The sequence below is a fragment of the Klebsiella sp. JN_Kp121 genome, from assembly GCF_040062145.1.
Lineage (GTDB): Bacteria > Pseudomonadota > Gammaproteobacteria > Enterobacterales > Enterobacteriaceae > Klebsiella > Klebsiella aerogenes.
The window spans coordinates 46,196-69,255 of the sequence record NZ_JBEAHX010000027.1 but is presented as its reverse complement, the minus strand read 5'-3'; the positions used below and the strand labels follow the sequence as shown (position 1 = coordinate 69,255).

At 57.0% G+C, this 23,060-nt stretch carries 23 protein-coding genes; 18 read left to right on the top strand and 5 right to left on the bottom strand.

Features of this window, described 5'->3' with window-relative positions:
* Positions 1-196 precede the first annotated feature (196 nt).
* The 12 genes from pilM to trpS all read left to right on the top strand — a co-directional run bounded on the left by pilM (position 197) and on the right by trpS (position 10,197).
* On the top strand, positions 197-982 hold the full coding sequence (gene pilM, locus ABLU86_RS18870) for a pilus assembly protein PilM (RefSeq protein ID WP_015369382.1): 786 nt from the start codon (positions 197-199) through the stop codon (positions 980-982).
* Positions 983-984: 2 nt separating this feature from the next.
* Positions 985-1,524 (top strand): PilN domain-containing protein, encoded by a 540-nt coding sequence (locus ABLU86_RS18865; protein WP_015369383.1) that lies wholly within the window; start codon positions 985-987, stop codon positions 1,522-1,524.
* Positions 1,508-1,945, top strand: a complete 438-nt coding sequence (locus ABLU86_RS18860; protein WP_015369384.1) for a hypothetical protein — start codon at positions 1,508-1,510, stop codon at positions 1,943-1,945. The genes ABLU86_RS18865 and ABLU86_RS18860 overlap by 17 nt, the downstream gene beginning before the upstream one ends.
* Positions 1,935-2,342, top strand: a complete 408-nt coding sequence (locus tag ABLU86_RS18855; RefSeq protein WP_348796416.1) for a HofP DNA utilization family protein — start codon at positions 1,935-1,937, stop codon at positions 2,340-2,342. Before ABLU86_RS18860 ends, ABLU86_RS18855 begins: the two co-directional genes overlap by 11 nt.
* Positions 2,248-3,492 (top strand): DNA uptake porin HofQ, encoded by a 1,245-nt coding sequence (gene hofQ / locus ABLU86_RS18850; RefSeq protein WP_047054560.1) that lies wholly within the window; start codon positions 2,248-2,250, stop codon positions 3,490-3,492. Before ABLU86_RS18855 ends, hofQ begins: the two co-directional genes overlap by 95 nt.
* A 269-nt stretch (positions 3,493-3,761) precedes the next feature.
* Positions 3,762-4,283 (top strand): shikimate kinase AroK, encoded by a 522-nt coding sequence (aroK, locus tag ABLU86_RS18845; protein WP_002920267.1) that lies wholly within the window; start codon positions 3,762-3,764, stop codon positions 4,281-4,283.
* 53 nt (positions 4,284-4,336) lie between these two features.
* A complete protein-coding gene (aroB, locus tag ABLU86_RS18840) occupies positions 4,337-5,431 on the top strand; it encodes a 3-dehydroquinate synthase (RefSeq protein WP_015369386.1) in 1,095 nt (364 codons plus the stop codon).
* An 84-nt stretch (positions 5,432-5,515) separates the two neighbouring features.
* A complete protein-coding gene (damX, locus tag ABLU86_RS18835; protein WP_348796415.1) occupies positions 5,516-6,844 on the top strand; it encodes a cell division protein DamX in 1,329 nt (442 codons plus the stop codon).
* 79 nt (positions 6,845-6,923) lie between these two features.
* Positions 6,924-7,751 carry an adenine-specific DNA-methyltransferase gene (dam, locus tag ABLU86_RS18830; RefSeq protein WP_015369388.1) on the top strand — a complete coding sequence of 276 codons (828 nt, stop codon included), beginning with the start codon at positions 6,924-6,926 and terminating at the stop codon, positions 7,749-7,751.
* Between the two features lie 17 nt (positions 7,752-7,768).
* A complete protein-coding gene (gene rpe, locus ABLU86_RS18825) occupies positions 7,769-8,446 on the top strand; it encodes a ribulose-phosphate 3-epimerase (RefSeq protein ID WP_015369389.1) in 678 nt (225 codons plus the stop codon).
* On the top strand, positions 8,439-9,200 hold the full coding sequence (gph, locus tag ABLU86_RS18820) for a phosphoglycolate phosphatase (RefSeq protein ID WP_032709270.1): 762 nt from the start codon (positions 8,439-8,441) through the stop codon (positions 9,198-9,200). Before rpe ends, gph begins: the two co-directional genes overlap by 8 nt.
* On the top strand, positions 9,193-10,197 hold the full coding sequence (trpS, locus tag ABLU86_RS18815; protein WP_015369391.1) for a tryptophan--tRNA ligase: 1,005 nt from the start codon (positions 9,193-9,195) through the stop codon (positions 10,195-10,197). Before gph ends, trpS begins: the two co-directional genes overlap by 8 nt.
* 67 nt (positions 10,198-10,264) lie before the next feature.
* On the opposite strand, the gene cysG is transcribed toward trpS, so the two are convergent.
* From cysG to nirB, 3 genes are all read right to left on the bottom strand, one after another.
* The gene (gene cysG, locus ABLU86_RS18810) at positions 10,265-11,638 is read right to left on the bottom strand and encodes a siroheme synthase CysG (RefSeq protein WP_348796414.1); all 1,374 of its coding nucleotides are present in this window, start codon (positions 11,636-11,638) and stop codon (positions 10,265-10,267) included.
* A gap of 152 nt (positions 11,639-11,790) precedes the next feature.
* Positions 11,791-12,117 (bottom strand): nitrite reductase small subunit NirD, encoded by a 327-nt coding sequence (nirD, locus tag ABLU86_RS18805; protein WP_015369393.1) that lies wholly within the window; start codon positions 12,115-12,117, stop codon positions 11,791-11,793.
* Positions 12,114-14,657: a nitrite reductase large subunit NirB gene (nirB, locus tag ABLU86_RS18800; RefSeq protein WP_015369394.1), complete on the bottom strand. Its 2,544-nt coding sequence runs from the start codon at positions 14,655-14,657 to the stop codon at positions 12,114-12,116. Before nirB ends, nirD begins: the two co-directional genes overlap by 4 nt.
* A 215-nt stretch (positions 14,658-14,872) precedes the next feature.
* Here nirB and ABLU86_RS18795 point away from each other — a divergent pair, with 215 nt between their 5' ends.
* Positions 14,873-16,195 (top strand): cytosine deaminase, encoded by a 1,323-nt coding sequence (locus tag ABLU86_RS18795; RefSeq protein WP_045361162.1) that lies wholly within the window; start codon positions 14,873-14,875, stop codon positions 16,193-16,195.
* Here ABLU86_RS18795 and tsgA read toward each other — a convergent pair.
* Positions 16,192-17,370, bottom strand: a complete 1,179-nt coding sequence (tsgA, locus tag ABLU86_RS18790; protein WP_015369396.1) for an MFS transporter TsgA — start codon at positions 17,368-17,370, stop codon at positions 16,192-16,194. The two genes, ABLU86_RS18795 and tsgA, sit on opposite strands and share 4 nt — an antisense overlap.
* A gap of 277 nt (positions 17,371-17,647) precedes the next feature.
* Between tsgA and ppiA the strand changes: the two genes are divergently transcribed.
* From ppiA to ABLU86_RS18765, 5 genes are all read left to right on the top strand, one after another.
* Positions 17,648-18,217 (top strand): peptidylprolyl isomerase A, encoded by a 570-nt coding sequence (ppiA, locus tag ABLU86_RS18785; protein ID WP_015369397.1) that lies wholly within the window; start codon positions 17,648-17,650, stop codon positions 18,215-18,217.
* 106 nt (positions 18,218-18,323) lie between these two features.
* A complete protein-coding gene (locus ABLU86_RS18780; RefSeq protein WP_064506480.1) occupies positions 18,324-18,491 on the top strand; it encodes a YhfG family protein in 168 nt (55 codons plus the stop codon).
* Entirely contained in the window at positions 18,481-19,083 is a 603-nt protein-coding gene (locus ABLU86_RS18775; RefSeq protein WP_032713183.1) for a putative adenosine monophosphate-protein transferase Fic, read from the top strand. Before ABLU86_RS18780 ends, ABLU86_RS18775 begins: the two co-directional genes overlap by 11 nt.
* 32 nt (positions 19,084-19,115) lie before the next feature.
* Positions 19,116-19,679, top strand: a complete 564-nt coding sequence (gene pabA, locus ABLU86_RS18770) for an aminodeoxychorismate synthase component 2 (RefSeq protein WP_015369400.1) — start codon at positions 19,116-19,118, stop codon at positions 19,677-19,679.
* A gap of 89 nt (positions 19,680-19,768) precedes the next feature.
* Positions 19,769-20,989, top strand: coding sequence for an aspartate aminotransferase family protein (locus ABLU86_RS18765; RefSeq protein WP_015369401.1), 1,221 nt, complete (start codon positions 19,769-19,771; stop codon positions 20,987-20,989).
* Here the strand turns inward: ABLU86_RS18765 and ABLU86_RS18760 are convergent.
* Positions 20,979-23,057, bottom strand: a complete 2,079-nt coding sequence (locus ABLU86_RS18760) for a YccS/YhfK family putative transporter (protein WP_015369402.1) — start codon at positions 23,055-23,057, stop codon at positions 20,979-20,981. The two genes, ABLU86_RS18765 and ABLU86_RS18760, sit on opposite strands and share 11 nt — an antisense overlap.
* Positions 23,058-23,060: the final 3 nt, after the last annotated feature.

Here is a 23,060-nt window from a genome sequence, read left to right as displayed (position 1 = left end):
TTTTATTTGGGCAGTTTATAAACAAACGCGCGGTAGTATAAAGGCAAGCCAGGAGCATTGATATACCCCTACGGGGCGGCTTGCTGGCGCTATGCTTTCCGGGCGGCGTGTCGATCGACGCTAAAAGCCCCCATTTCGCCACATGGTATATCCAGGCTGCTCCTTGAATCGCAATCGCGGATAAGGAGATCTAAGCATGACTTTCAGAAATTGGCGTATAGGAATTCACATTCAACAGGATAGCGTCGCCATCGTGGCGCTGTTGTACGAACGCGGGCGCTGGGCTTTGCGTCGCTGGTGGCGAATTCCGCTACCGCCCGGCCTGGTGGCGCAGGGCAGCATCGTTGACCTTAATGAGATGGTGAAGCGGTTACGTGAATGGCGCCGCGAGCTGCCGTTACAGCATCAGGTGTGCATTGCGCTTCCTGCCAGCCGTACGCTGCAAAAGCAGTTGCCCGCGCCACAGGTGTCGCTGCGGGAAAGCGAAAGAGCGACATGGATAGCGGGCACGATGGCGCGTCAGCTGGAAATGCCTGCCTCTTCGCTGTGTATCGATTACGCCGCCCGCGCGGCAAACGATGGCTGGCAGGCGACGGCGGCTCAGCGTTTGGATATCGACGCCCTGCGTCAGCTGGCGCGGCGGCTTAAGCTGCGCCTGGCGGCTATCGTACCGGATGCGGCTGCTCTCACTTCTTTTTTTCCCTGGCTTACTGACGAGACTCAGGGCCTGGTCTGGCAGGGGGACGCGCAGTGGTTATGGGCGACCCAGGAGCGCTGGGGCTATTGTCCTTGCGCTGAAGCCCCCTCTTTCTCGCACTTAACCTCGCGCCTCAATGATGAACAGTTCCAGCTCTGTAGCAGCCTGCCGTTGGCGGAAAATAGCTTCGATTGCTGGAGCGCGATCCACCGCCTGCAGCCGCCGCTTCCCGCCTGCGGCGATCGCTTTGCTATCGCGCTTGGTTTGGCGCTGGGAGGTAAATAATCATGGCGCAGCAGATTAATCTTCTGCCGTGGCGCGAGACGCGACGGCGGCAACGCTTGCGCCTGGGCGGGCTGCTGGCGGCGGCGATGGCGCTAAGCATCGCCACTCTGACGATAGCGACGCGCACGTTACGTCAGATGGATGTGGCGCAGCAGGTAATGCGCACCCAGGCCGACAATCTGCTTTATTCCGCGCTGTTGCAACGCGAGCGGGAGATGCGTGAGGAAATACAGCGCGGTGAGCGGCAGGCACGGCGAGCGCAGCGGCGGGCGGCGACGCATGCCTGGCAGCCGCGACTGTTATCGCTGGCTGCACTATTGCCGGAGCCGCTGTGGCTGACCAGGCTGGACTACCAGCCGCAGGGAATCACCCTCAACGGCCTGGCGCTGAACCTCAAGGCGGTGGCGGCGCTGGAAAAAGCGCTCAGCAAGCTGGAGGATTTTCAACCGGTTACGCCAGGGGCGACGCGGCGTGATGCACAGGGGCGCTGGTCATTCAGCTTTTTCCTTGCAGGAGAAACCACCGATGCGGGTAGCGATTGAACGCCTGCTGGCGCTGCGTGGGTGGTCGTTGACGTTACTCTGCGGCGCAGTGTTGGCTGCGGCAATATGTCTGGCGTTTTCGCTTGCTGCTGTCAGCGTTTCACAGCCCTCGAATGTGCCGCTACAGGCGCAATGGCGGCGAATATTGCCGCTGCGCGCCACGCTGCAGCAACGGGTAGTCCATAGTTGGACGGCCCGGCATTTTTCGCCGCTGGAGCCGCCTGTCGCCGGCGTCGCCTTACAGGCCTGGCAACCGAGGGGGCGCGGTGGCGAAATGCTTGCTGTGGTTGACTGGCAGGCGGTGCCACCGCTGTTTGCCTGGCTTGCCGATTGCGGGGTACACCCAGGCGCTTTTTCATTGAATGCCGAAAAAGGAGCGTTGCAGTTGTCGCTGCAGCTGGAGAGGGACGATGAAACATAAAGGATACATGCTGCTGTTGGTTTGTCCTCTGCTGACAGGGGCGCGGGATCCTTTTTTACCCGTCGAGGATCGCTGCCAGACCACACAACTGACACAGTGGCGCTACGGCGGCGGAACTGGCCACCCGGCGCTGTGGCTGGCTCTTATTCAGGATCACACCGGTCAGTGGCGGCGTGTACGACGCAACGACGTTTTGCCTGGCGGCTGGCGAATTCGACAGCTAACGGTAGAAACATTAACTCTGGAGGCCAGCGCCGGGTGTGAACCCGCACGCTGGGTCTGGTCACGTAAGGGAAGCCAACATGATGCGAAGGATAAGCCCGTTGCTACTTCTGCTGTTGCCGTTGCTGGCCGCGGCGACGAAAAAAGAACCGCCGGTGTCGCTGGTGGTCGATGATGTACCGGTGGTCCAGGTACTGCAAAGCCTGGCGGAAATGCAAAATCTTAATGTAATCGTGGCGCCGGAGGTCAGTGGTACATTGTCGCTCCACTTAAACAGCGTTCCCTGGCGACAGGCGCTCCAGTCGGTTGTCGATAGCGCCGGGCTGACAATGGCCCGGCAGGGCACGGTGTTGTACATCCATACACAGGCGTGGCAGCAAGCAAAACGGGCGCAGCAGGAAGCCGAGCAGGCCAGACGCTGGCAGAATCTGCCATTACGTAACCACAGTATCCCGCTGCGCTATGCCGACGCAGACGAACTGGCGAAATCCGGGGGCAAGCTGTTGAGCGCCCGCGGCACGATGACTGTCGATCGGCGTACTAATCGTCTGCTAATCCGCGACGACGATCGTCATTTGCCGGCGCTGAAGGCGTGGGCTGAAGAGATGGATCTGCCGGTCGGGCAGGTGGAACTGGCGGCGCACATTGTGTCAATGAGCGCGACCAGCCTGCGTGAGCTTGGCGTGAAGTGGAGCCTGGCGGAGGCCAGCAGTACGCCGGGGATGGGGAAAATGACCAACCTGAGTAGCAACCTGGCGGTGTCAGATGCAACCACCCGCGGCGGCTTTAATATCGGCCGGATCAACGGGCGATTACTGGAGCTGGAGCTTTCCGCGCTGGAGCAAAAGCAGCAGGTGGACATCATCGCCAGTCCACGCCTGCTGGCGTCGCATATGCAACCCGCTAGTATCAAACAGGGCAGCGAAATCCCCTATCAGGTCTCCAGCGGAGAAAGCGGCGCCACCTCGGTCGAGTTTAAAGAGGCGGTCCTGGGGATGGAAGTGACGCCGACGGTGCTACAGCAGGATCGCGTGCGCCTGAAGCTGCGCATTAGCGAAAATACGCCAGGCCAGGTACTGCAGCAGGAGAATGGCGAAGCGTTGGCAATTGATAAGCAAGAAATTGAAACCTTAGTCGAGGTGAAAAGCGGCGAGACCCTGGCGCTGGGCGGTATTTTTTCGCAAAAGAATAAGTCGGCGCGCGACAGCGTGCCGTTGCTTGGCGAAATCCCCTTGCTCGGGCAGCTGTTTCGCCATGATGGTAAAGATAATGAACGACGTGAACTGGTTGTCTTCATCACGCCGCGTATTCTGGCAGTACATTAAGCGGGTTTTTCATGCTAAACACGTTTCAGGTGTTTGACGCGGGGACGGATTTAGCATACAAGGGGTACCGATTTGAGAGTCGGGTACGACATCAATCCTCCCTTTATGTCCGGCGATTTTATTCTGTTGCCAAACCAGCCGGAGTATTGAGATAATTTTTAGTCTGACTCTCGCTCTATTGCATATGAGGTTTCAGTTCATGTCCTGCTGCGCTGGGTGTCTGCGAAGCGGGTTTATCATTAACGAATAGTCTTAGTAGTACCGAAAAAATGGCAGAGAAACGCAATATCTTTCTGGTTGGGCCTATGGGTGCCGGCAAAAGCACCATTGGGCGCCAGTTAGCCCAACAGCTCAACATGGAATTTTACGATTCTGATCAAGAGATTGAGAAACGCACTGGCGCAGACGTCGGCTGGGTCTTCGATGTCGAAGGCGAAGAAGGCTTCCGCGATCGTGAAGAAAAAATCATCAATGAGTTGACGGAAAAACAGGGAATCGTACTCGCCACTGGCGGCGGCTCAGTAAAATCCCGTGAAACGCGTAACCGTCTCTCCGCCCGCGGCGTGGTGGTCTACCTGGAAACAACGATCGAAAAACAACTTGCTCGTACGCAGCGCGATAAAAAGCGTCCTTTATTACAAGTAGATGCGCCGCCACGTGAAGTTCTTGAAGCGTTGGCAGATGAACGTAATCCACTGTATGAAGAGATCGCCGATGTCACTATCCGCACCGACGATCAAAGCGCGAAAGTCGTTGCAAACCAGATTATTCATATGCTGGAAAGCAACTAATTCTGGCTTAATAAAGTGCGTCAGAGTAAAGCAACTGAGGTGGACGTCGCGTTATGGAGAAGCTGACTGTAACTCTCGGGGAACGTAGTTACCCGATTACCATCGCGGCTGGTTTGTTTAACGATCCAGCTTCTTTTCTGCCACTGAAATCAGGCGACCAGGTCATGCTGGTCACCAATGAAACGCTGGCGCCGCTTTATCTTGATACCGTTCGCTCCGTACTGGAGCAAGCGGGTGTCAACGTTGACAGCGTGATCCTGCCGGATGGCGAGCAGTATAAAAGCCTGGCGGTGATGGATACGGTATTTACCGCGCTGTTGCAAAAACCACATGGCCGCGACACCACACTCGTGGCGCTCGGCGGCGGCGTGGTTGGCGATTTAACCGGTTTTGCCGCTGCGAGCTATCAGCGCGGCGTACGTTTTATTCAAGTTCCCACCACGCTGCTTTCGCAGGTGGACTCTTCGGTTGGCGGTAAAACGGCCGTAAACCATCCCCTCGGTAAAAATATGATTGGCGCCTTCTGGCAGCCGGTTTCCGTGGTCGTCGACCTTAATTGTCTCAAAACCTTGCCGAAGCGTGAGCTCTCCTCCGGCCTGGCTGAGGTTATTAAGTACGGCATTATCCTCGACGGCGAGTTCTTCTGCTGGCTTGAAGACAACATCGATGCGCTGATGGCGCTGGATGAATCAGCGATGGCGTACTGTATTCGCCGTTGTTGTGAGCTAAAAGCCGAAGTTGTCGCTGCCGACGAGCGCGAAACCGGGTTACGTGCTTTACTGAATCTGGGACATACATTTGGCCATGCTATCGAAGCTGAAATGGGCTACGGTAACTGGCTACATGGCGAAGCTGTGGCGGCAGGAATGGTCATGGCGGCGCATACGTCCGAGCGTTTAGGGCAGTTTAGCGCGCAGGATACGCAGCGTATGATTGCGCTGTTGCAACGTGCAGGGTTGCCGGTACGCGGGCCGCAGGAAATGTCTGCCGAAGCGTATTTGCCTCACATGATGCGTGATAAAAAGGTACTGGCAGGCGAAATGCGCCTGGTATTACCGCTCGCTATAGGAAAGAGCGAGGTCCGCGGCGGAGTGTCGCACGATGTAGTTCTTGGCGCGATTGCTGATACTCAGCAGGCGCAACAATAAGAAGGTCTAGCCGCGTCCGCGCGGCGTTATCATTTCGGGCAACATGCAATAATCGTGAGCATAAGCCTTTTAGTGGGGTGTTAAATGGATGATTTCAAACCAGAAGACGATATGAAAGCCGATCGCAACGATCGTCGTGCTGGTCGTTCCCGTCAGTCTTCCGAGCGTGACGCCGATCCGCAGATCAATTTCGACGATCTCGATCTTGAGGCCGATGAAGGCCGTCCGACGCGCGCGAACAAAGCCCGTCGTGAACGCGATGAAGAAGAGTACGAAGAGGACCTCGAGTCCGAAGAAGAAGTAGAAGAAGAGCAGCAGGTTGAACGCCGCCCGCGTAAACGCAAAAAGGCCCCTGCTAAGCCGGCTTCCCGCCAGTATGTCATGATGGGCGTCGGGGTGCTGGTACTCCTGCTGCTGATTGTCGGCGTGGGTTCGGCGCTGAAATCGCCATCTTCTTCCAATGAATCCGCTTCTGGTGAGAAGAGCGTTAATCTGTCAGGCGATCAAAGCATGACCGCTGACCAGAACAACAATGCCGCGCAGCCGGTCGATCAAACTGCGGGCAACACCAACCAGCAACAGCCGCAGGACGTTTCTCTGCCGCCGATCGCCTCTAGTCCGACTCAGGGTCAACCCGCCTCCGAGCCGCAGGGCCAGCAGCGTGTGGAAGTTCAGGGCGACCTGAACAATGCGCTGACTCAACAGCAGGGTCAACTGGATAGCGCCGTTGCTAACTCCACCTTACCGACCGAACCTGCGACCGTTGCGCCGATGCGTAATGGCGCCGCGCCGCGTCAAACGACCGAACGCCAGACGGCCGCCGCGCCGCGTCAAACGACCGAACGCCAGACGGCCGCCGCGCCGCGTCCTGCCGAGCGTAAACAGGTGGTGATTGAACCGAAACCGCAAAGCAAGCCGCAGGTGACCGCCAAAGCGCCGGTTGAAACCAAACCTAAGCGCGTAGAGAGCGCGCCGGCGGCTACCGCCAGCAAGCCTGTCGCCACTGCGCAGACTAAACCGGCTGCGACAACCGCGCCAACGGCGACTGCGACTGCGCCGGCCGCAACGACCTCCGCCCCGGCTGCCACCACGCCTGCGGCGACCGCAGCGGCTGGCAGCAAAACGGCTGGCGATGTTGGTTCGATGAAGTCTGCGCCGTCTGGCAACTATACGTTGCAGCTCAGCAGCTCCTCTAACTACAACAACCTGAATAACTGGGCGAAGAAAGAGAAGCTGGAAAAATATGTTGTCTATGAGACGACTCGCAACGGTCAACCGTGGTATGTGCTGGTTAGCGGCATCTACGCTTCAAAAGATGAAGCGAAACGTGCCGTCGCCACGCTCCCTGCGGATGTTCAGGCGAAAAATCCATGGGCAAAACCGCTGCACCAGGTACAAGCTGACCTGAAGTAATGCCGCGAGTAGTCTTAAGCGCAGGATGCTGTCGGAGCGATTTCTCCACAGCCGGAGAAAGTGTAATTAGTTAGGCAGCATGAAAAAGAATCGCGCTTTTCTGAAGTGGGCAGGGGGGAAATACCCCCTGCTTGACGATATTAAAAAGCATTTGCCGGAAGGTGAATGCTTGATTGAGCCCTTCGTGGGCGCCGGGTCGGTATTCCTGAATACCGACTTTTCTCGTTATATTCTCGCGGATATCAATAGCGACCTGATCGGTCTGTATAACATCGTCAAATTGCGCACCGACGAATACGTCAGCGCGGCACGTGAGATGTTTACGCCGGAAAATAACGCCGCAGAGCGCTACTACCAGTACCGTGATGAATTCAACCAGAGTCAGGATCCCCTGCGTCGCGCGGTGCTGTTCCTGTATCTGAATCGTCATGGCTACAACGGCCTGTGCCGCTACAACCTGCGCGGCGAGTTCAACGTGCCGTTTGGCCGCTACAAAAAGCCCTATTTCCCCGAGGCTGAGCTCTATCACTTCGCCGCCAAGGCGCAGAACGCCGAGTTTTACTGCGAATCTTATGAAGAGTGTATGAAGCGCGCCGATAGCCGGGCGGTAGTCTATTGCGATCCGCCGTACGCGCCGCTGACGGCGACGGCGAATTTTACCGCCTACCACACCAACAGCTTCAACCTTGATCAGCAGGTACTGCTGGCGAAAAAGGCGGAATCGTTGATGAAAAAGCGGATCCCGGTGCTTATCTCAAACCACCGCACGCCGCTGACGCAGGAGTGGTATAAAAACGCGGCGGAAACGCATATTGTGAAGGTTCGGCGCAGCATCAGCAGCAATGGTGGTACGCGTAAAAAGGTGGACGAGCTCTTAGCGCTGTACCGTCCACCGAAGACCAAATAAATTTCAAGGAGATGCGGATGAAGCAGTATTTGATTGCCCCTTCGATTCTGTCGGCTGATTTTGCCCGTTTGGGCGAGGATACCGCTAAGGCACTGGCGGCGGGTGCGGATGTCGTACACTTCGACGTCATGGACAACCACTATGTGCCGAATCTGACGATTGGCCCGATGGTACTGAAGTCGCTGCGCAACTACGGCATTACCGCGCCGATCGATGTGCACCTGATGGTAAAGCCGGTCGACCGCATCATTCCTGATTTTGCCGAAGCCGGCGCCAGCATTATCACTTTCCACCCGGAAGCCTCTGAACACGTCGACCGCAGCCTGCAGCTTATCAAAGAGCATGGCTGTAAAGCGGGGCTGGTATTCAACCCGGCGACACCGCTAAGTTACCTCGATTATGTTATGGATAAGCTGGATGTGATCCTGCTGATGTCGGTTAACCCAGGCTTTGGCGGCCAGTCCTTTATTCCACACACCCTTGAAAAACTGCGTCAGGTGCGTCAGCTTATCGATCAATCCGGCTACGACATTCGCCTTGAAGTCGATGGCGGCGTGAAAGCCAGCAATATTGGTGAAATTGCCGCCGCCGGTGCGGATATGTTTGTCGCGGGTTCGGCGATCTTCGGCCAGCCGGACTACAAAAAAGTTATTGATCAAATGCGTAGTGAATTAGCGAAGGTTAGTCATGGATAAATTACAGGCCATCCGCGGCGTGGCATTCGACCTGGACGGTACGCTGGTCGATAGCGCGCCGGGTTTAACCGCCGCCGTTGATAGCGCGCTTTACGCGCTGGAACTGCCGGTGGCAGGTGAAGAACGCGTCGTGACCTGGATTGGCAACGGCGCAGACGTCCTGATGGAGCGGGCGCTGAACTGGGCTCGCCAGGAGCGCGCCACGTTACGCGCGGCGATGGGGAAACCTTCCGTCGACGATCATGATATACCGCAAGACGAACAGCTACGCGTTTTGCGTAAACTGTTCGACCGCTATTACGCCGAAGCGGCGGAAGAAGGTAGTTTCTTGTTCCCGGCGGTGGCCGATACGCTCGGCGCGCTGCATGCCAAAGGCCTGCCGCTGGCGCTGGTCACCAACAAACCGACACCGTTTGTGGCGCCCTTGCTTGAGGCGCTGGATATCGCGAAATACTTTAGCGTGGTGATCGGCGGCGACGATGTGCAGAATAAAAAACCGCATCCGGATCCGCTGCTGCTGGTGGCGCAAAAGCTCTCTCTGACGCCTGCCGAACTCCTGTTCGTCGGGGATTCGCGCAATGATATTCAGGCGGCGAAAGCGGCAGGTTGCCGCTCTATCGGTCTGACTTACGGCTATAACTACGGCGAGCCGATAGCGCTGAGCGAGCCGGATTTTATCTTTGACCAATTTAATGAACTCTTGCCCGCTCTTGGGCTACCGTACAGTGAAACTCAGGAATTAAAAAATGACTAAGCCCATCGTTTTTAGTGGCGCACAGCCCTCAGGTGAATTGACCATTGGCAACTATATGGGTGCGCTGCGTCAATGGGTAAACATGCAGGATGACTATCACTGTATTTACTGCATCGTTGACCAGCACGCGATCACCGTGCGTCAGGATCCGCAGAACCTGCGTAAAGCAACGCTGGATACGCTGGCGCTGTATCTGGCCTGCGGTATCGATCCGCAAAAGAGCACCATTTTCGTCCAGTCTCACGTGCCGGAACACGCACAGCTGGGCTGGGCGCTCAACTGCTACACCTATTTCGGCGAACTGAGCCGTATGACCCAGTTTAAGGACAAGTCCGCGCGCTACGCCGAGAACATCAACGCTGGTCTGTTTGACTACCCGGTACTGATGGCCGCTGACATCCTGCTGTACCAGACCAACCAGGTACCGGTAGGCGAAGATCAGAAACAGCATCTTGAGCTGAGCCGCGACGTTGCGCAGCGCTTTAACGCTATCTATGGCGATATCTTTAAAGTGCCTGAGCCGTTTATTCCTAAGTCCGGCGCGCGCGTCATGTCGCTGCTGGAACCGACCAAGAAGATGTCCAAGTCCGATGACAACCGCAACAACGTCATTGGCCTGCTGGAAGACCCGAAATCGGTAGTTAAGAAGATCAAACGCGCGGTGACCGATTCCGACGAGCCGCCGGTTGTCCGTTACGATGTGCAAAACAAAGCGGGCGTTTCCAACCTGCTGGATATCCTCTCCGCCGTCACCGGCCAGAGCATTCCGGAGCTGGAACAGCACTTTGAAGGTAAAATGTACGGCCATCTGAAAGGTGAAGTCGCCGAAGCCGTTTCCGGTATGCTGACCGAGCTGCAGGAGCGCTATCACCGTTTCCGCAACGACGAAGCGTTCCTTAATCAGGTGATGAAAGAGGGCGCCGAGAAGGCCAGCGCGCACGCTTCTAAGACTCTGAAAGCGGTATATGAAGCGATTGGCTTTGTCGCTAAGCCGTAATAAGGCTCACTGAAGGTAAAAAACCGGGATTATCCCGGTTTTTTTGTCTTTGTCAGAGCACATTAGCTTAATGGTGAGAAAACCAGTTCAGCTTGTCGCGTAGCGCCACCACGCGGCCCACGATAATTAACGCCGGGCTGGCCATCTGCTGCGCCAGGATATCCAGCCGATCCAGAGTGCCGGTGACGACCTTCTGGTTGACCGCGGTGCCGTTTTCGACGATAGCGGCCGGCATATCCGCCGCCATGCCGTGGGCGATCAGTTTTTCGCGGATCGCCGGCGCCTGGTTTAGCCCCATATAGAACACCAGCGTCTGTTTTTCCACCGCCAGATTTTGCCAGTCGAGATCGCTACCGGTTTTCAGATGGCCGGTGATCAGGCGTACGCCCTGGGCGAAATCGCGGTGGGTGAGCGGAATACCGGAGTAGGCCGAGCAGCCGGAGGCGGCGGTGATCCCCGGCACCACCGAGAACGGAATACCTGCCGCGCAGAGGGTCTCCAGCTCTTCGCCGCCGCGGCCAAAAATAAACGGATCGCCGCCTTTCAGACGTACAACACGTTTGCCGCTTTGCGCTTCGCGCAGCAGGATTTGGTTAATCTCCTCCTGCGGCACGCAGTGATAGCCTGCACGTTTGCCGACAAACACCCGATCGGCGTCACGGCGCACCAGGTTCATAATGTCGTCGGAGACCAGTCGGTCATAAACCACTACATCGGCCTGCTGGATCTGCTGCAGTCCCTTGAGGGTGAGCAGCCCGGCATCGCCCGGACCGGCGCCCACCAGCACCACTTCGCCGCGATGTTCCAGCGGCTCATTCAATAACTGTTCCGTGGTGTCGGCAACGGCCTGACGATCATCGTTCGCCAGCGATTGGGCGAGACGATCGTTAACAAACAGCTTTTCCCAGAAGCGGCGGCGCTCGCCGACGGTAGCGAACTGTTTTTTCACCCTTGAGCGCAACTGCCCGGCATAGCGGGCGATTTGCCCGAGGTGCAGCGGCAGCAGCGATTCGAGCTTTTCACGCAGCAGGCGCGCCAGCACCGGGGAGGTACCGCCGGAAGACACGGCGACCATCAGCGGCGAGCGGTCGATAATTGACGGCATGATAAAGCTGGCCTGACGGGGCGCATCCACCACGTTGCAGAAAATACGCCGTGATTCAGCGGCCTCGCTGACCTGCTGATTAACGACATCATCGTCGGTGGCGGCGATCGCCAGCCAGCAGTTATCGAGCAGCGCAGGATTGAAATCGCCCTGCGCCAGCGTCAGCATTTGCGCCTCGGCCCACACCTGAAACTGCGGAGTAAACTGGCGTGAGTTCACCGTTAACCGGGCGCCTGCGTCGAGCAACAGACGCGCCTTGCGTTCAGCGACATCGCCGCCGCCGACCAGCAAGCAGTCGCGATCGCGTAGTTGGCAAAAAATAGGTAAGTGGTCCACGGCAGATCCTCACGGCAAGGGGGGAAAGGGAGTGCGGTCGTAGCATAGCAGCTGAGGGAATCACGGAGATATGAATTTTGCCGCCTCTACTTATTAGTGGTCATAAGCTGATGATATGGTTCCCCCCGCCGCGCGGAGGGAACCTTGCGGCATCAGGCTTTCAGCTGCACTTTGCCATCTTTAACACGGGCTTCGTAGTGGGCGATGGAGTGGCTCTCATCTTCCATGCACAGCCCGTCGCTGAGGCGGAAGCGCTGCTTTTTCAGCGGGCTGGCAACCCACAGCGCGCCGTCATGCTCAGCGATAATCCCGCGGGACAGCACGCTGGCATTGAAGAACGGATCGATATTGCTGATGGCGAACACTCTGTCGTCATGGTACGGACGGAAGATAGCTACCTGCTGTTGCCCCAGCAGCGCACAGACGCCGGTCGCCGGCAGGATGTCGTCAATTTTGCAGATGTTTACCCACTGGCTCATACGTTTTCCTCCACCAGCGTGACCGGGATGCGCTCATAGGGCGTGGCCGGGCGATGCTGGTCACGTTCCGGCACCACCTGAACGTTCGGGTCGCGCTGATCGCTGTTGATAAAGTGTTTGAAGCGCGTCTGTGCCGCCGGGTTATTGACGGTCTCGGTCCATTCGCAGGCAAAAGCGGCGCGCAGGCGAGCCAGCTCTTCTTCAAGGTGATCGTTCAGGCCCAGCTTATCGTCGATGATGACGCTGCGCAGATAGTCGATGCCGCCTTCCATGTTGTCCAGCCACGGCGCGGTACGGGTCAGCTTATCGGCGGTGCGGATGTAGAACATCATAAAGCGGTCGAGATATTTGATGAGCGTATCGCGATCGAGGTCCGCGGCCAGCAGATCGGCGTGGCGTGGTTTCATCCCGCCGTTACCGCACACGTACAGGTTCCAGCCTTTCTCGGTGGCGATGATCCCAACGTCTTTACCCTGGGCTTCCGCGCATTCACGGGTACAACCGGAGACGCCGAACTTCATTTTGTGCGGGGTACGGATACCTTTATAGCGGTTTTCCAGTTCTACGCCGAAGCCGACGCTATCGCCGACGCCGTAGCGGCACCAGGTACTGCCGACGCAGGTTTTCGCCATACGTAACGCTTTGGCGTAGGCATGGCCGGTTTCGAAGCCGGCTTCAATCAGTTGACGCCAGATTTCCGGCAGGTCGTCTTTTTGCGCGCCGAACAGGCCGATACGCTGGGAGCCGGTGATTTTGGTATACAGATTAAATTCGCGCGCGATGCGACCGACGGCAACCAGGCCTTCTGGCGTAATTTCGCCGCCTGCGGAGCGCGGGATAACCGAGTAGGTGCCATCTTTCTGGATGTTGGCGAGGAAGTTATCGTTGGTGTCCTGCAGCGGCGTGTGCTGTGGTTTGAGGATGTACTCATTCCAGCAGGAGGCCAGCAGGGAACCGACGGTCGGCTTACAGACTTCACAGCCGTAGCCCTGACCATGTTTTTCCAGCAGTTCGTCGAAGGTTTTGATGCCTTCGACGCGGATCAGGTGGAACAGCTCCTGGCGAGAGTAGGCGAAGTGCTCACACAGATTGTTGTTCACTTCGATACCCTGTTTCGCCAGCTCGGCGTTGAGCACCTGCGTCACCAGCGGAATACAGCCGCCGCAGCCGGTTCCGGCTTTGGTTTCCGCTTTCAGCGCCGCCACGGTGTGGCAGCCTTTATTGATAGCGGCGATCAGGTCGCCTTTGCTGACGTCGAAGCAGGAACAAATCTGCGCGCTGTCCGGCAGTTTATCCACGCCGATGGACGGCTTGCCGCTGCCGGCGTGGGCCGGGAGGATCAGCGAATCCGGGTTTTCCGGCAGCTCGATGGCATTCAGCACCAGCTGCAGCAGGTTGCCGTAATCGCTGGTGTCGCCGACCAGTACCGCGCCAAGTAGGGTTTTGTTATCTTCGCTGACAATGAGCCGTTTGTAGACCTCTTTGCTTTCGTCGAGATAGACGTAGCTACGCGCGCCCGGCGTGCGCCCGTGGGCGTCGCCGATACCGCCAACGTCCACGCCGAGCAGCTTCAGCTTGGCGCTGAGGTCGGCGCCGGTGAACAGATTGTCGTTGCCGAGGATATGGTCAACGGTAACCTGCGCCATTTTGTAGCCCGGGGCGACAAGACCGTATACGCGGTTATTCCAGCTGGCGCATTCGCCGATAGCGTAGATATCCGGATCGGAGGTCTGGCAGCTATCGTTGACCATGATGCCGCCGCGTTGGGCAACGGCGAGACCGCACTGGGTAGCCAGCTTGTCGCGCGGACGGATACCGGTAGAGAAGACGATGAAATCGACCTGCAGTTCGCTACCGTCGGCGAAGCGCATCGTTTTGCGTGCCTCGGTGCCCTGCTGAACGATCTCTTTGGTGTTTTTGCTGGTGTGAACTTTCACACCCATGCTTTCAATCTTACGCTTCAGCTGCTCGCCGCCCATCTGGTCGAGCTGCTCGGCCATCAGCATCGGCGCGAACTCGATCACGTGGGTTTCCACGCCGAGATTTTTCAGCGCGCCAGCCGCTTCCAGACCGAGCAGACCCCCGCCGACCACCGCGCCGCGTTTGCTGCGACGGGCGCAGGATTCGATGGCGTTAAGATCTTCAATAGTACGATAGACGAAGCAATCCTGGGTTTCCGCGCCTTTAATGGGCGGGATCCACGGGTATGAGCCAGTCGCCATAATCAGCTTGTCGTAGAAAACGGTACGGCCAGCGCTGGAGTGGATCACCTTTTCCTGACGGTTGATGGTAATCGCGCGTTCGCCGACCAGTACCTTGACGCCGTGTTTCTCATAGAAACCTTCGCGTACCAGCGACAGCTCTTCCGCAGTGTGATGGGAGAAGTAAGACGACAGGTGGACACGGTCATAGGCGATACGCGGCTCTTCACAGAACACGGTAATGTCGAATTGTCCGGCAGGCGCCTTATCAAGAAGCTCTTCGATAAAGCGATGGCCGACCATGCCGTTACCGATAATAGCGATTCTGACTTTGCTCATTTTTGCCTCGATTTCTTTTCTATTACCGCCTACCTTAACGATTCAGCTACTACACTCATTGATACAAATCAATTTAGAACTTACCTACCACTTAATGAGTATATTCATGATTTATAATGATTTTTCTAAGTTGCGGAAAAATCAGGCTTTTCCGTTTTGTTCTTTTTATGTACAAAGACAGCGGAAGAAATAAGCAATATTCAGGGGAGCAAACTATGTCGACAACGCCGCTGTGGTTAATTCAGAACGTCCATCTGCCGAAGAGGGAAGGGTTGTGGCAGATTGCGATTGATAAAGGGCGATTCGGCGACATTACGCCGATGGGAGAGGCGCGCAGCGAAAGCTACGAAGTGCTTAACGCCCGCGGCGGATTGGCCATCCCGCCGTTTATCGAACCGCACATTCATCTCGATACCACGCAGACGGCGGGAGAACCGAACTGGAACCAGTCCGGAACGTTGTTCGAAGGGATTGAGCGTTGGGCCGAGCGTAAAGCGCTACTAAGCCATGAGGATGTGAAAGCCCGCGCGTGGAAAACCCTGCGCTGGCAAATCGCTAACGGCATCCAGTTTGTCCGCACCCATGTCGATGTTTCCGACCCAACGTTGACCGCGCTGAAAGCGATGCTGGAAGTCAAACAAGAGGTAGCGCCGTGGGTCGATTTGCAGATAGTCGCCTTCCCCCAGGAGGGGATTTTATCCTACCCCAATGGTGAGAGTTTGCTGGAGGAGGCGTTACGGCTGGGCGCCGATGTGGTTGGGGCGATCCCGCATTTCGAATTTACCCGTGAATATGGTGTGGAATCACTGCATATCGCTTTCCGTCTGGCGCAGAAATACCAGCGTCCGCTGGATATCCACTGCGATGAAATTGACGATGAACAGTCGCGCTTTGTCGAAACGGTCGCCGCGCTGGCGTTAAAAGAGGGAATCGGCCCCCGGGTGACCGCGAGCCATACCACCGCGATGCACTCCTATAATGGCGCTTATACCTCACGGCTGTTCCGCCTGTTAAAACTCTCGGGCATTAACTTCGTCGCCAACCCGCTGGTCAATATTCATCTGCAGGGGCGCTTTGATGACTACCCGAAGCGGCGCGGCGTGACGCGAGTTAAGGAGCTGATGGCGGCCGGCATTAATGTCTGTTTTGGCCACGATGATGTGTTCGACCCATGGTATCCGTTGGGAACCGGCAACATGCTACAGGTGCTGCATATGGGGCTACACGTTTGCCAGTTAATGGGCTATCAGCAGATTAACGACAGTCTGCAGCTGATTACCCACAACAGCGCCAGAACCTTTGGGCTCAATGATTACGGCATTGCTACCGGCAACCCGGCCAATCTGGTGATCTTGCCGGCGGAAAACGGTTTTGAAGCCGTACGCTGCCAGGTGCCGGTACGGTGGTCAATTCGTCAGGGAAGGGTCATTGCGACTACGCAGCTGGCGCAGACGTGGATACAGACCGATAAAGGCGGCGAGGAGTTGTTTTTTACCAAAAATAGCCCCTTTGCCGAAGCAAAGGGGCCTAAGGCTTAGTGCGCCGACGCGTTCTGACGGTGGCGGGAAACGAAGCCAAGGAGCAGACACATCACGAATACCACGGCATAGAGGCCGTTCGCGGTGTGCAGCGCGGCCAGCGGGCCGCTGGCCGCGACGATCGGCCCGGTCACTACGAAGGTCAGCATGGTGCCGATAGTGCCGCAGGTCAGAATGAAGTTCACCAGCTTCGGTGAAGCGACTTTAGTCTGCTGCGAGCCCAGAGTAATGATCGAGGTATAGATGGCGCTGGAGAAGAAGCCAAGGGTCAGGATGAACCACGGCATATGCTCCGGCGAACCGTTAATGAACAGATACATCAGGACTGTCGCCAGGCCCGCCAGCACGGTCAGGATGCGCTGCAGGTCGAAGAATCGCAGGATGAAGCTGAACGACCACATGCCAATCATATAGGACATCCAGAAATCGCTGACCAACTTACCGGCGTCGCCGAGGCTCATGCCGAGGCCTTTGGCATATTCCGGTACCCAGGAGATAAAGCCCAACTGACCGAGGATGTAGCATAGCGCGGCGATGGAAAGGAACAGCACGCCGATGCCCCATTTCTCTTTCACTACCGGCTGGCTGTTTTCCGCCAGCGCTTTGTTGCCAAGCACCGGGAACTCACAGCCGAAAGTCAGCACGAAAATAGCAACGTAGACCAGGCCGATACAGGCGTAAACCCAGTACCACTCGATGCTGCGCGCCAGCAGAACGGCGGCGACCATCGGGAAGATCATCCCTGCCATGCTGAAGAAGGAGTCGGTGAACAGCAGACGCGCGCCGCGCTGGCGGCCTTCATACATGTGGGTAATCAGGAAAGTACCGATCGACATGGTGATCCCGCTGACCAGACCGAGCACGAACATCGACGCGGAGAACAGCGTCAGGCTGTGGCCGAACATCAGCCCGGCGATAGCTAACAGCATCAGGATAAAGCCGAAGCGCAGCTGGGTTTTCAGCGGCACGATCTCCATCAGCCAGGCATTCAGGAAGATAGAAATCAGAATACCGGCATTGAGGAAGGTAAAGGTGTTACTCATACTGGACACCGGCAGATGGAAATAATCCGCGATGTTCCCCATCACCATCCCGGTGACGATCACCAACGCGCCGGTCAGGGCGTAGGAGAAAAAGCTGATCCATGTGAGCTTGATACGATTGCTGTTAGTCATGACAGGCCTGTGAATAGATAGGTAAAGCGCGTTGACGCTGCGCCGGGCGCACAGATTTTATTCATTCAAGTGATGAAGGCAAACGTTTATATTGAAATGTAGAGCTTATTGCATGGTTTTGTGTGACATTGATCACATTAATAAGATTGCTCACCCCTGAGTCAGTTCGTAACAAGTGTTTCAGCTAAGTAAAATTAGGTAAAAGGCTAGCCCGCTATGCAAAGGCTCTTTAGAATCAAGGCACTTGCTTTTTACTCTGCTCCGTTAAGGAATTTCCATGCTCAAATCCACTCTGGCGGCGATGGCTGCCGTATTCGCCATTTCAGCATTCTCCCCCGCCATGGCGGCCAAGGGCGACCCGCACGTACTGCTGACCACTTCTGCTGGCAACATCGAGTTGGAGCTGAATAGCCAGAAGGCGCCGATTTCTGTCGATAACTTCCTGAAGTACGTGAACAGCGGTTTCTATAACAACACGACCTTCCACCGGGTGATCCCAGGCTTTATGGTGCAGGGCGGCGGCTTTAACGAGCAGATGCAGCAAAAGCAGCCGAACCCGCCGATTAAAAACGAAGCCGACAACGGCCTGCGTAATACCCGCGGGACAATCGCCATGGCGCGTACCGCCGATCAGGACAGCGCGACCAGCCAGTTCTTCATCAACGTGGCTGATAACGCTTTCCTCGACCACGGGCAGCGTGATTTTGGCTACGCGGTATTTGGTAAAGTGGTGAAGGGAATGGACGTCGCCGACAAAATTTCTCAGGTTCCGACCCACAACGTCGGCCCATACCAAAATGTTCCGTCCAAACCGGTCGTTATTCTCTCGGCGAAAGTGCTGCCGTAATCTTCTTCAGGCGCGGGCGGTCCGCCTGCGTCCAGCTTGCCTCTCTGCGTAACCTGAAATTGCTGCTTATACTTGTGGCACACAGGGGACGACAAGGGAGGCGACCATGCGTTTACTCACCGATAAACAAAAATCCCGGCTCTGGGAACAGACCCGCAATGCCAATTTTCAGGCCAGCCGACGCCTTGAAGGCGCGACGGTACCGCTCATTACCTTGACGGCTGAGGAAGCGCTGGCGCGTCTTGCCGAGCTGAGGAGGCGTCATGAGCGCTAAATATGGCGACGATCGCGACCCCTATCTCTATCCGACGCTGGATGTGTTGCGTAATCGGCTGGGTATTCGTCAGGCACAGCGGCTGGAACAAACGGCCTGGGAATTCACTTCCCTGCGCGCGGCGACGATCCCGTTGGGCCCGCGCGGCCGCGGCTTACCGCATCTGTGCGCCATTCACCGGCAACTTTATCAGGATCTCTTTGACTGGGCGGGCAAACTGCGGGAAATCGATATCTACCAGGGCGATACGCCGTTTTGCCACTTCGCGTGGATAGAGAAAGAGGGTAACGCGCTGATGCGCAAGCTGGAAGAAGAGGACTATCTGTGTGAACAACCCCGGGAGACGTTCGTCGAGCGCCTGAGCTGGTACTACGGCGAAATCAATGTCCTGCACCCGTTCCGTCTTGGCAACGGCCTGACGCAAAGGATCTTCTTCGAACAGTTGGCCATTCACGCCGGCTACCTGCTCGACTGGCGGGGTATTGAGCCGGATGCGTGGAGCCAGGCTAACCAGCTGGGAGCGATGGGCGACCCGGAACCGCTGGAGCGGATCTTTCGTAAAGTGGTAAGCGAAGCGCGGGAATCTGAGTAGAATAGCCCGGTTTTGTTTTTTCCGGAGCCGCTATGATCCTGCTAATCGATAACTATGACTCTTTCACCTGGAATCTGTACCAGTACTTTTGCGAACTGGGGGCGGAGGTGCTGGTTAAGCGTAACGATGAGTTAACGCTGGCAGAGATAGCGTCGCTGGCGCCGGAGAAAATCGTTATTTCGCCGGGCCCCTGCACGCCCGATGAGTCAGGTATTTCGCTGGACGTTATCCGCCGTTATGCCGGAAAAACCCCGCTGCTCGGCGTGTGTCTGGGTCATCAGGCTATCGCCCAGGTCTTCGGCGCCGCCATCGTACGCGCCGCTCAGGTCATGCATGGTAAAACGTCGCTTATTGAGCACAACGGCGAGGGCGTTTTTAAGGGGTTAAACAACCCGCTCACCGTTACGCGTTACCATTCATTAGTTATCGACCCGCCAACCCTTCCCGCGGATTTTATCGTTACCGCCCGCAGCGCCAGCGGTGAAATCATGGGTATCCGCCATCGCCAGTGGGATCTCGAAGGCGTGCAGTTCCACCCGGAGAGTATTCTTAGCGAACAGGGACACCAACTGCTGGAAAACTTCCTTAAACGCTGATTTGTAGTTGCCATGGGTTGATTTATTATGCATATTTTGTGATTAAAACATCGCAATCATTGCACGTTACACAGAAGGATGGGCATCACATGGCAACAGAGCAACCGGCAATCACCCGCGCCACATTCGATGAAGTCATTCTGCCGATTTATGCACCGGCGGAGTTTATTCCGGTGAAGGGGAAAGGCAGCCGCGTTTGGGATCAGCAGGGCAAAGAGTACGTTGATTTTGCCGGCGGGATTGCGGTGACCGCGCTGGGCCACTGCCACCCGGCGCTGGTGGCGGCGCTGCACGAGCAGGGCGAAACCCTGTGGCACACCAGCAACGTTTTTACCAACGAGCCGGCGCTGCGCCTGGGTCGCCAACTGGTGGACGCTACTTTTGCCGAACGCGTGGTGTTTATGAACTCCGGTACGGAAGCCAATGAAACGGCGTTCAAGCTGGCGCGTCATTACGCAATCACTCGCCATAGCCCGTACAAAACCAAAATCATCGCTTTCCATAATGCCTTCCACGGACGGTCGCTGTTCACCGTCTCGGTTGGTGGTCAGCCGAAATACTCTGACGGTTTCGGGCCGAAACCGGCAGATATCGTGCATGTCCCATTTAACGATCTCGAGGCGGTGAAAGCGGTGATCGATGACCATACCTGCGCGGTGGTGGTTGAGCCGATTCAGGGCGAGGGCGGGGTGATGGCGGCGACGCCGGCGTTCCTGCAGGGGCTGCGCGAACTGTGCGACCAGTATCAGGCACTGCTGGTATTTGATGAAGTGCAGTGCGGTATGGGCCGTACCGGTTCGCTGTTCGCCTATATGCATTACGGCGTGACCCCGGATATCCTGACCAGCGCGAAAGCGCTCGGCGGCGGTTTCCCGATTAGCGCGATGTTGACCACCAATGAAATTGCCAGCGCCTTCCATGCCGGTTCCCATGGCTCCACCTACGGCGGCAATCCGCTGGCCTGCGCGGTGGCGACCGCGGCTTTCAACCTGATTAACACGCCGCAGGTGCTGGAGGGCGTGAATGCCAAACGGGCGCTGTTTGTCGAACACCTGCAGCAGATCGATGCGCAGTTTGATCTGTTCAGCGACATCCGCGGCATGGGGCTGTTAATCGGCGCCGCGCTTAAGCCGCAGCATCATGGACGCGCGCGCGATTTCCTCTATGCCGCGGCGGAGGCCGGGGTGATGGTGTTAAACGCCGGGCCGGACGTAATGCGCTTTGTGCCGTCGCTGGTGATTGATGATAGCGATATCGCCGAAGGGATGGCGCGCTTTGCGCAGGCGGTTAAAAACGTGCTTAGCGCCTAGTCGTGCGTAGCCAGATGCCGTGATGCGGACGCTGACGCCATGCCACCGACGAAATGGTGTGCATGGTGTTCAGATGGCCGAGGATCCGCTGCAGATGCTGCTCAAGGGTGCTGAGCGGCCCACGCAACACTTCCCCGTCCTGGGATTCCATAATATTTACATCGCCCGCGCTGCCCGGCCCGTCTGAATCCAGACGCTGCTGACAGCGCTGCAGCGCAATTTCACAAGATTCCAGATACCGCTGCGCCAGGTCAGGCGTTAGCATCGTATGCTCGCGCGCCAGCGTGGTCATGGCGTTGATATGCTCAACGATAAACTGGCTATGGGTTACCCACAGCTTCATATCTTCCAGATAGTGCGAGTTAAAACCCGGTTCCTGCATCGCCTGGTTAAGCGAGTTATACAGGGCGTTGTGCGCCTGGTTGACGCGCATACGCTGGTAGGCCAACGCCGGGGCCTGCGGATCGGCGCTAAGTATCAGCCGAATAGCCTCCTGATCGGCCTCCAGGGCATCGTGGGCGTTTTTACGCAGCAGGCCGCTCTGCCATTGCGGCCATAGCCAGACCATCCCGCCAAAGGCGATCAGACAGCCAATGATGGTATCGATAAAGCGGGCGACGATGAACTGCTCGCCGTTAAGCGTTAGCAACTGCAGGGTATATACCGCGGTGACGGTAAAGCCCACCATCGCCCAGCCGTAGTGTTTACGAATGATGAGATAGCTCAGCAGCGTGATGAACAACATACCGCTTAACGTATAGCTCTCCGGTACGTGGAAGTGTAAGGTCAGCCAGGCGATCACCAGGCCCGCCAGGGTGCCTGCCGCCCGGTGGACAATCCGCACGCGGGTGGCGCCGTAACCGTTTTGCGTCACGAACAGCACGGTCATCAGGATCCAGTAAGGCTTCGGCAGGTGCAGGGCGCTGCCCATCAGGCTGGCGATGCTCAACATTACGCTGATGCGCGCGGCGTTGCGCAGCGCCGGGGATTTCAATGACAGGTAATTCTTCAGGGCCGGTAGCAGCGGCAGGCGTCGTTCTTTGTCCGCCATCAGGTTACGTGCGTACAGCGGTCGCTGAGTACGTAGCACGCGGGCGATACGACTGAAGTGCCAGGCGCAGAACTGGCCAACTGGGTTATCGGGATGCTGATAGGCGATTTTTTCCAGCGCGCCGATTTGCTTATCCATCTGAAAGCGGCGCGGGTAGCGGTGGTAGAGAATATCATCCGCCAGCACCCGCAGACGAGCGGCAACGGTCTGCGCGTTCCAGCGGATGACCGCTTCCGCATGGCTGCGCTCCACCAGTTTTTGCACCTCTTCCGGCTGGTGCAGGCTCACTGAAATATGTTCCTGCAGATCCAGCCCAACCTGGAACGCGCGCAGCAGTCGCTTATGATCGCTACGCTGGTTGGCGGCTAACATATGCATCTGCTGATAGCACTGGGTAATTAAATCGACTACCTTCTGCTGGCGGGTAAGCAGCGGCGGCAGGGAGGTCGTCGGATCAGTGTGCTGCGTCAGGAGGCTATATTTGGCCTCGCAATAGTTAGCCAGTTCGCGGTAAAGCAGGCTTAACGACTCGCGCAGCGGCTGCTCTCGCCAGAGCCAAAACCAGAACCAGTTAAAGAGTCCGTACCACAAGGTTCCCAGCGCATAGATAAGCAGCGGCTCCCAGATGGGCATATTGCCGGCCAGGCTTAAGGTAAAAATGGCGGCGATAAGCGATGCCGGCAACAGGCGAGCGTGTAGCGAGCTGATTTCCGCCGTCACGCCGAGAATCAGCGCCAGCGCGCTGAGGATAAGCGGCAACGGGATGTCGCGCGCCAGAAGCAATTGCACAATCAGGCTGCTGCCGGCAAACAGGCAGCCGCCAACGATCAGGCGTTTGAAAAAACGTTTATGCGGGGTGTCGAGACCGGCAATATTGCAACAGGCGGGAACTAAAGAGAACAGCAGCCCTTGCTGCAGATGGCCGAGCAGAAGCCCGATGGCCACAGGTAGACACAGCACCAGCGTTTGCCGCAGTGCATAGTTGACTTCCGGGTGGTAAATCAGCCTGCGCCACATGGG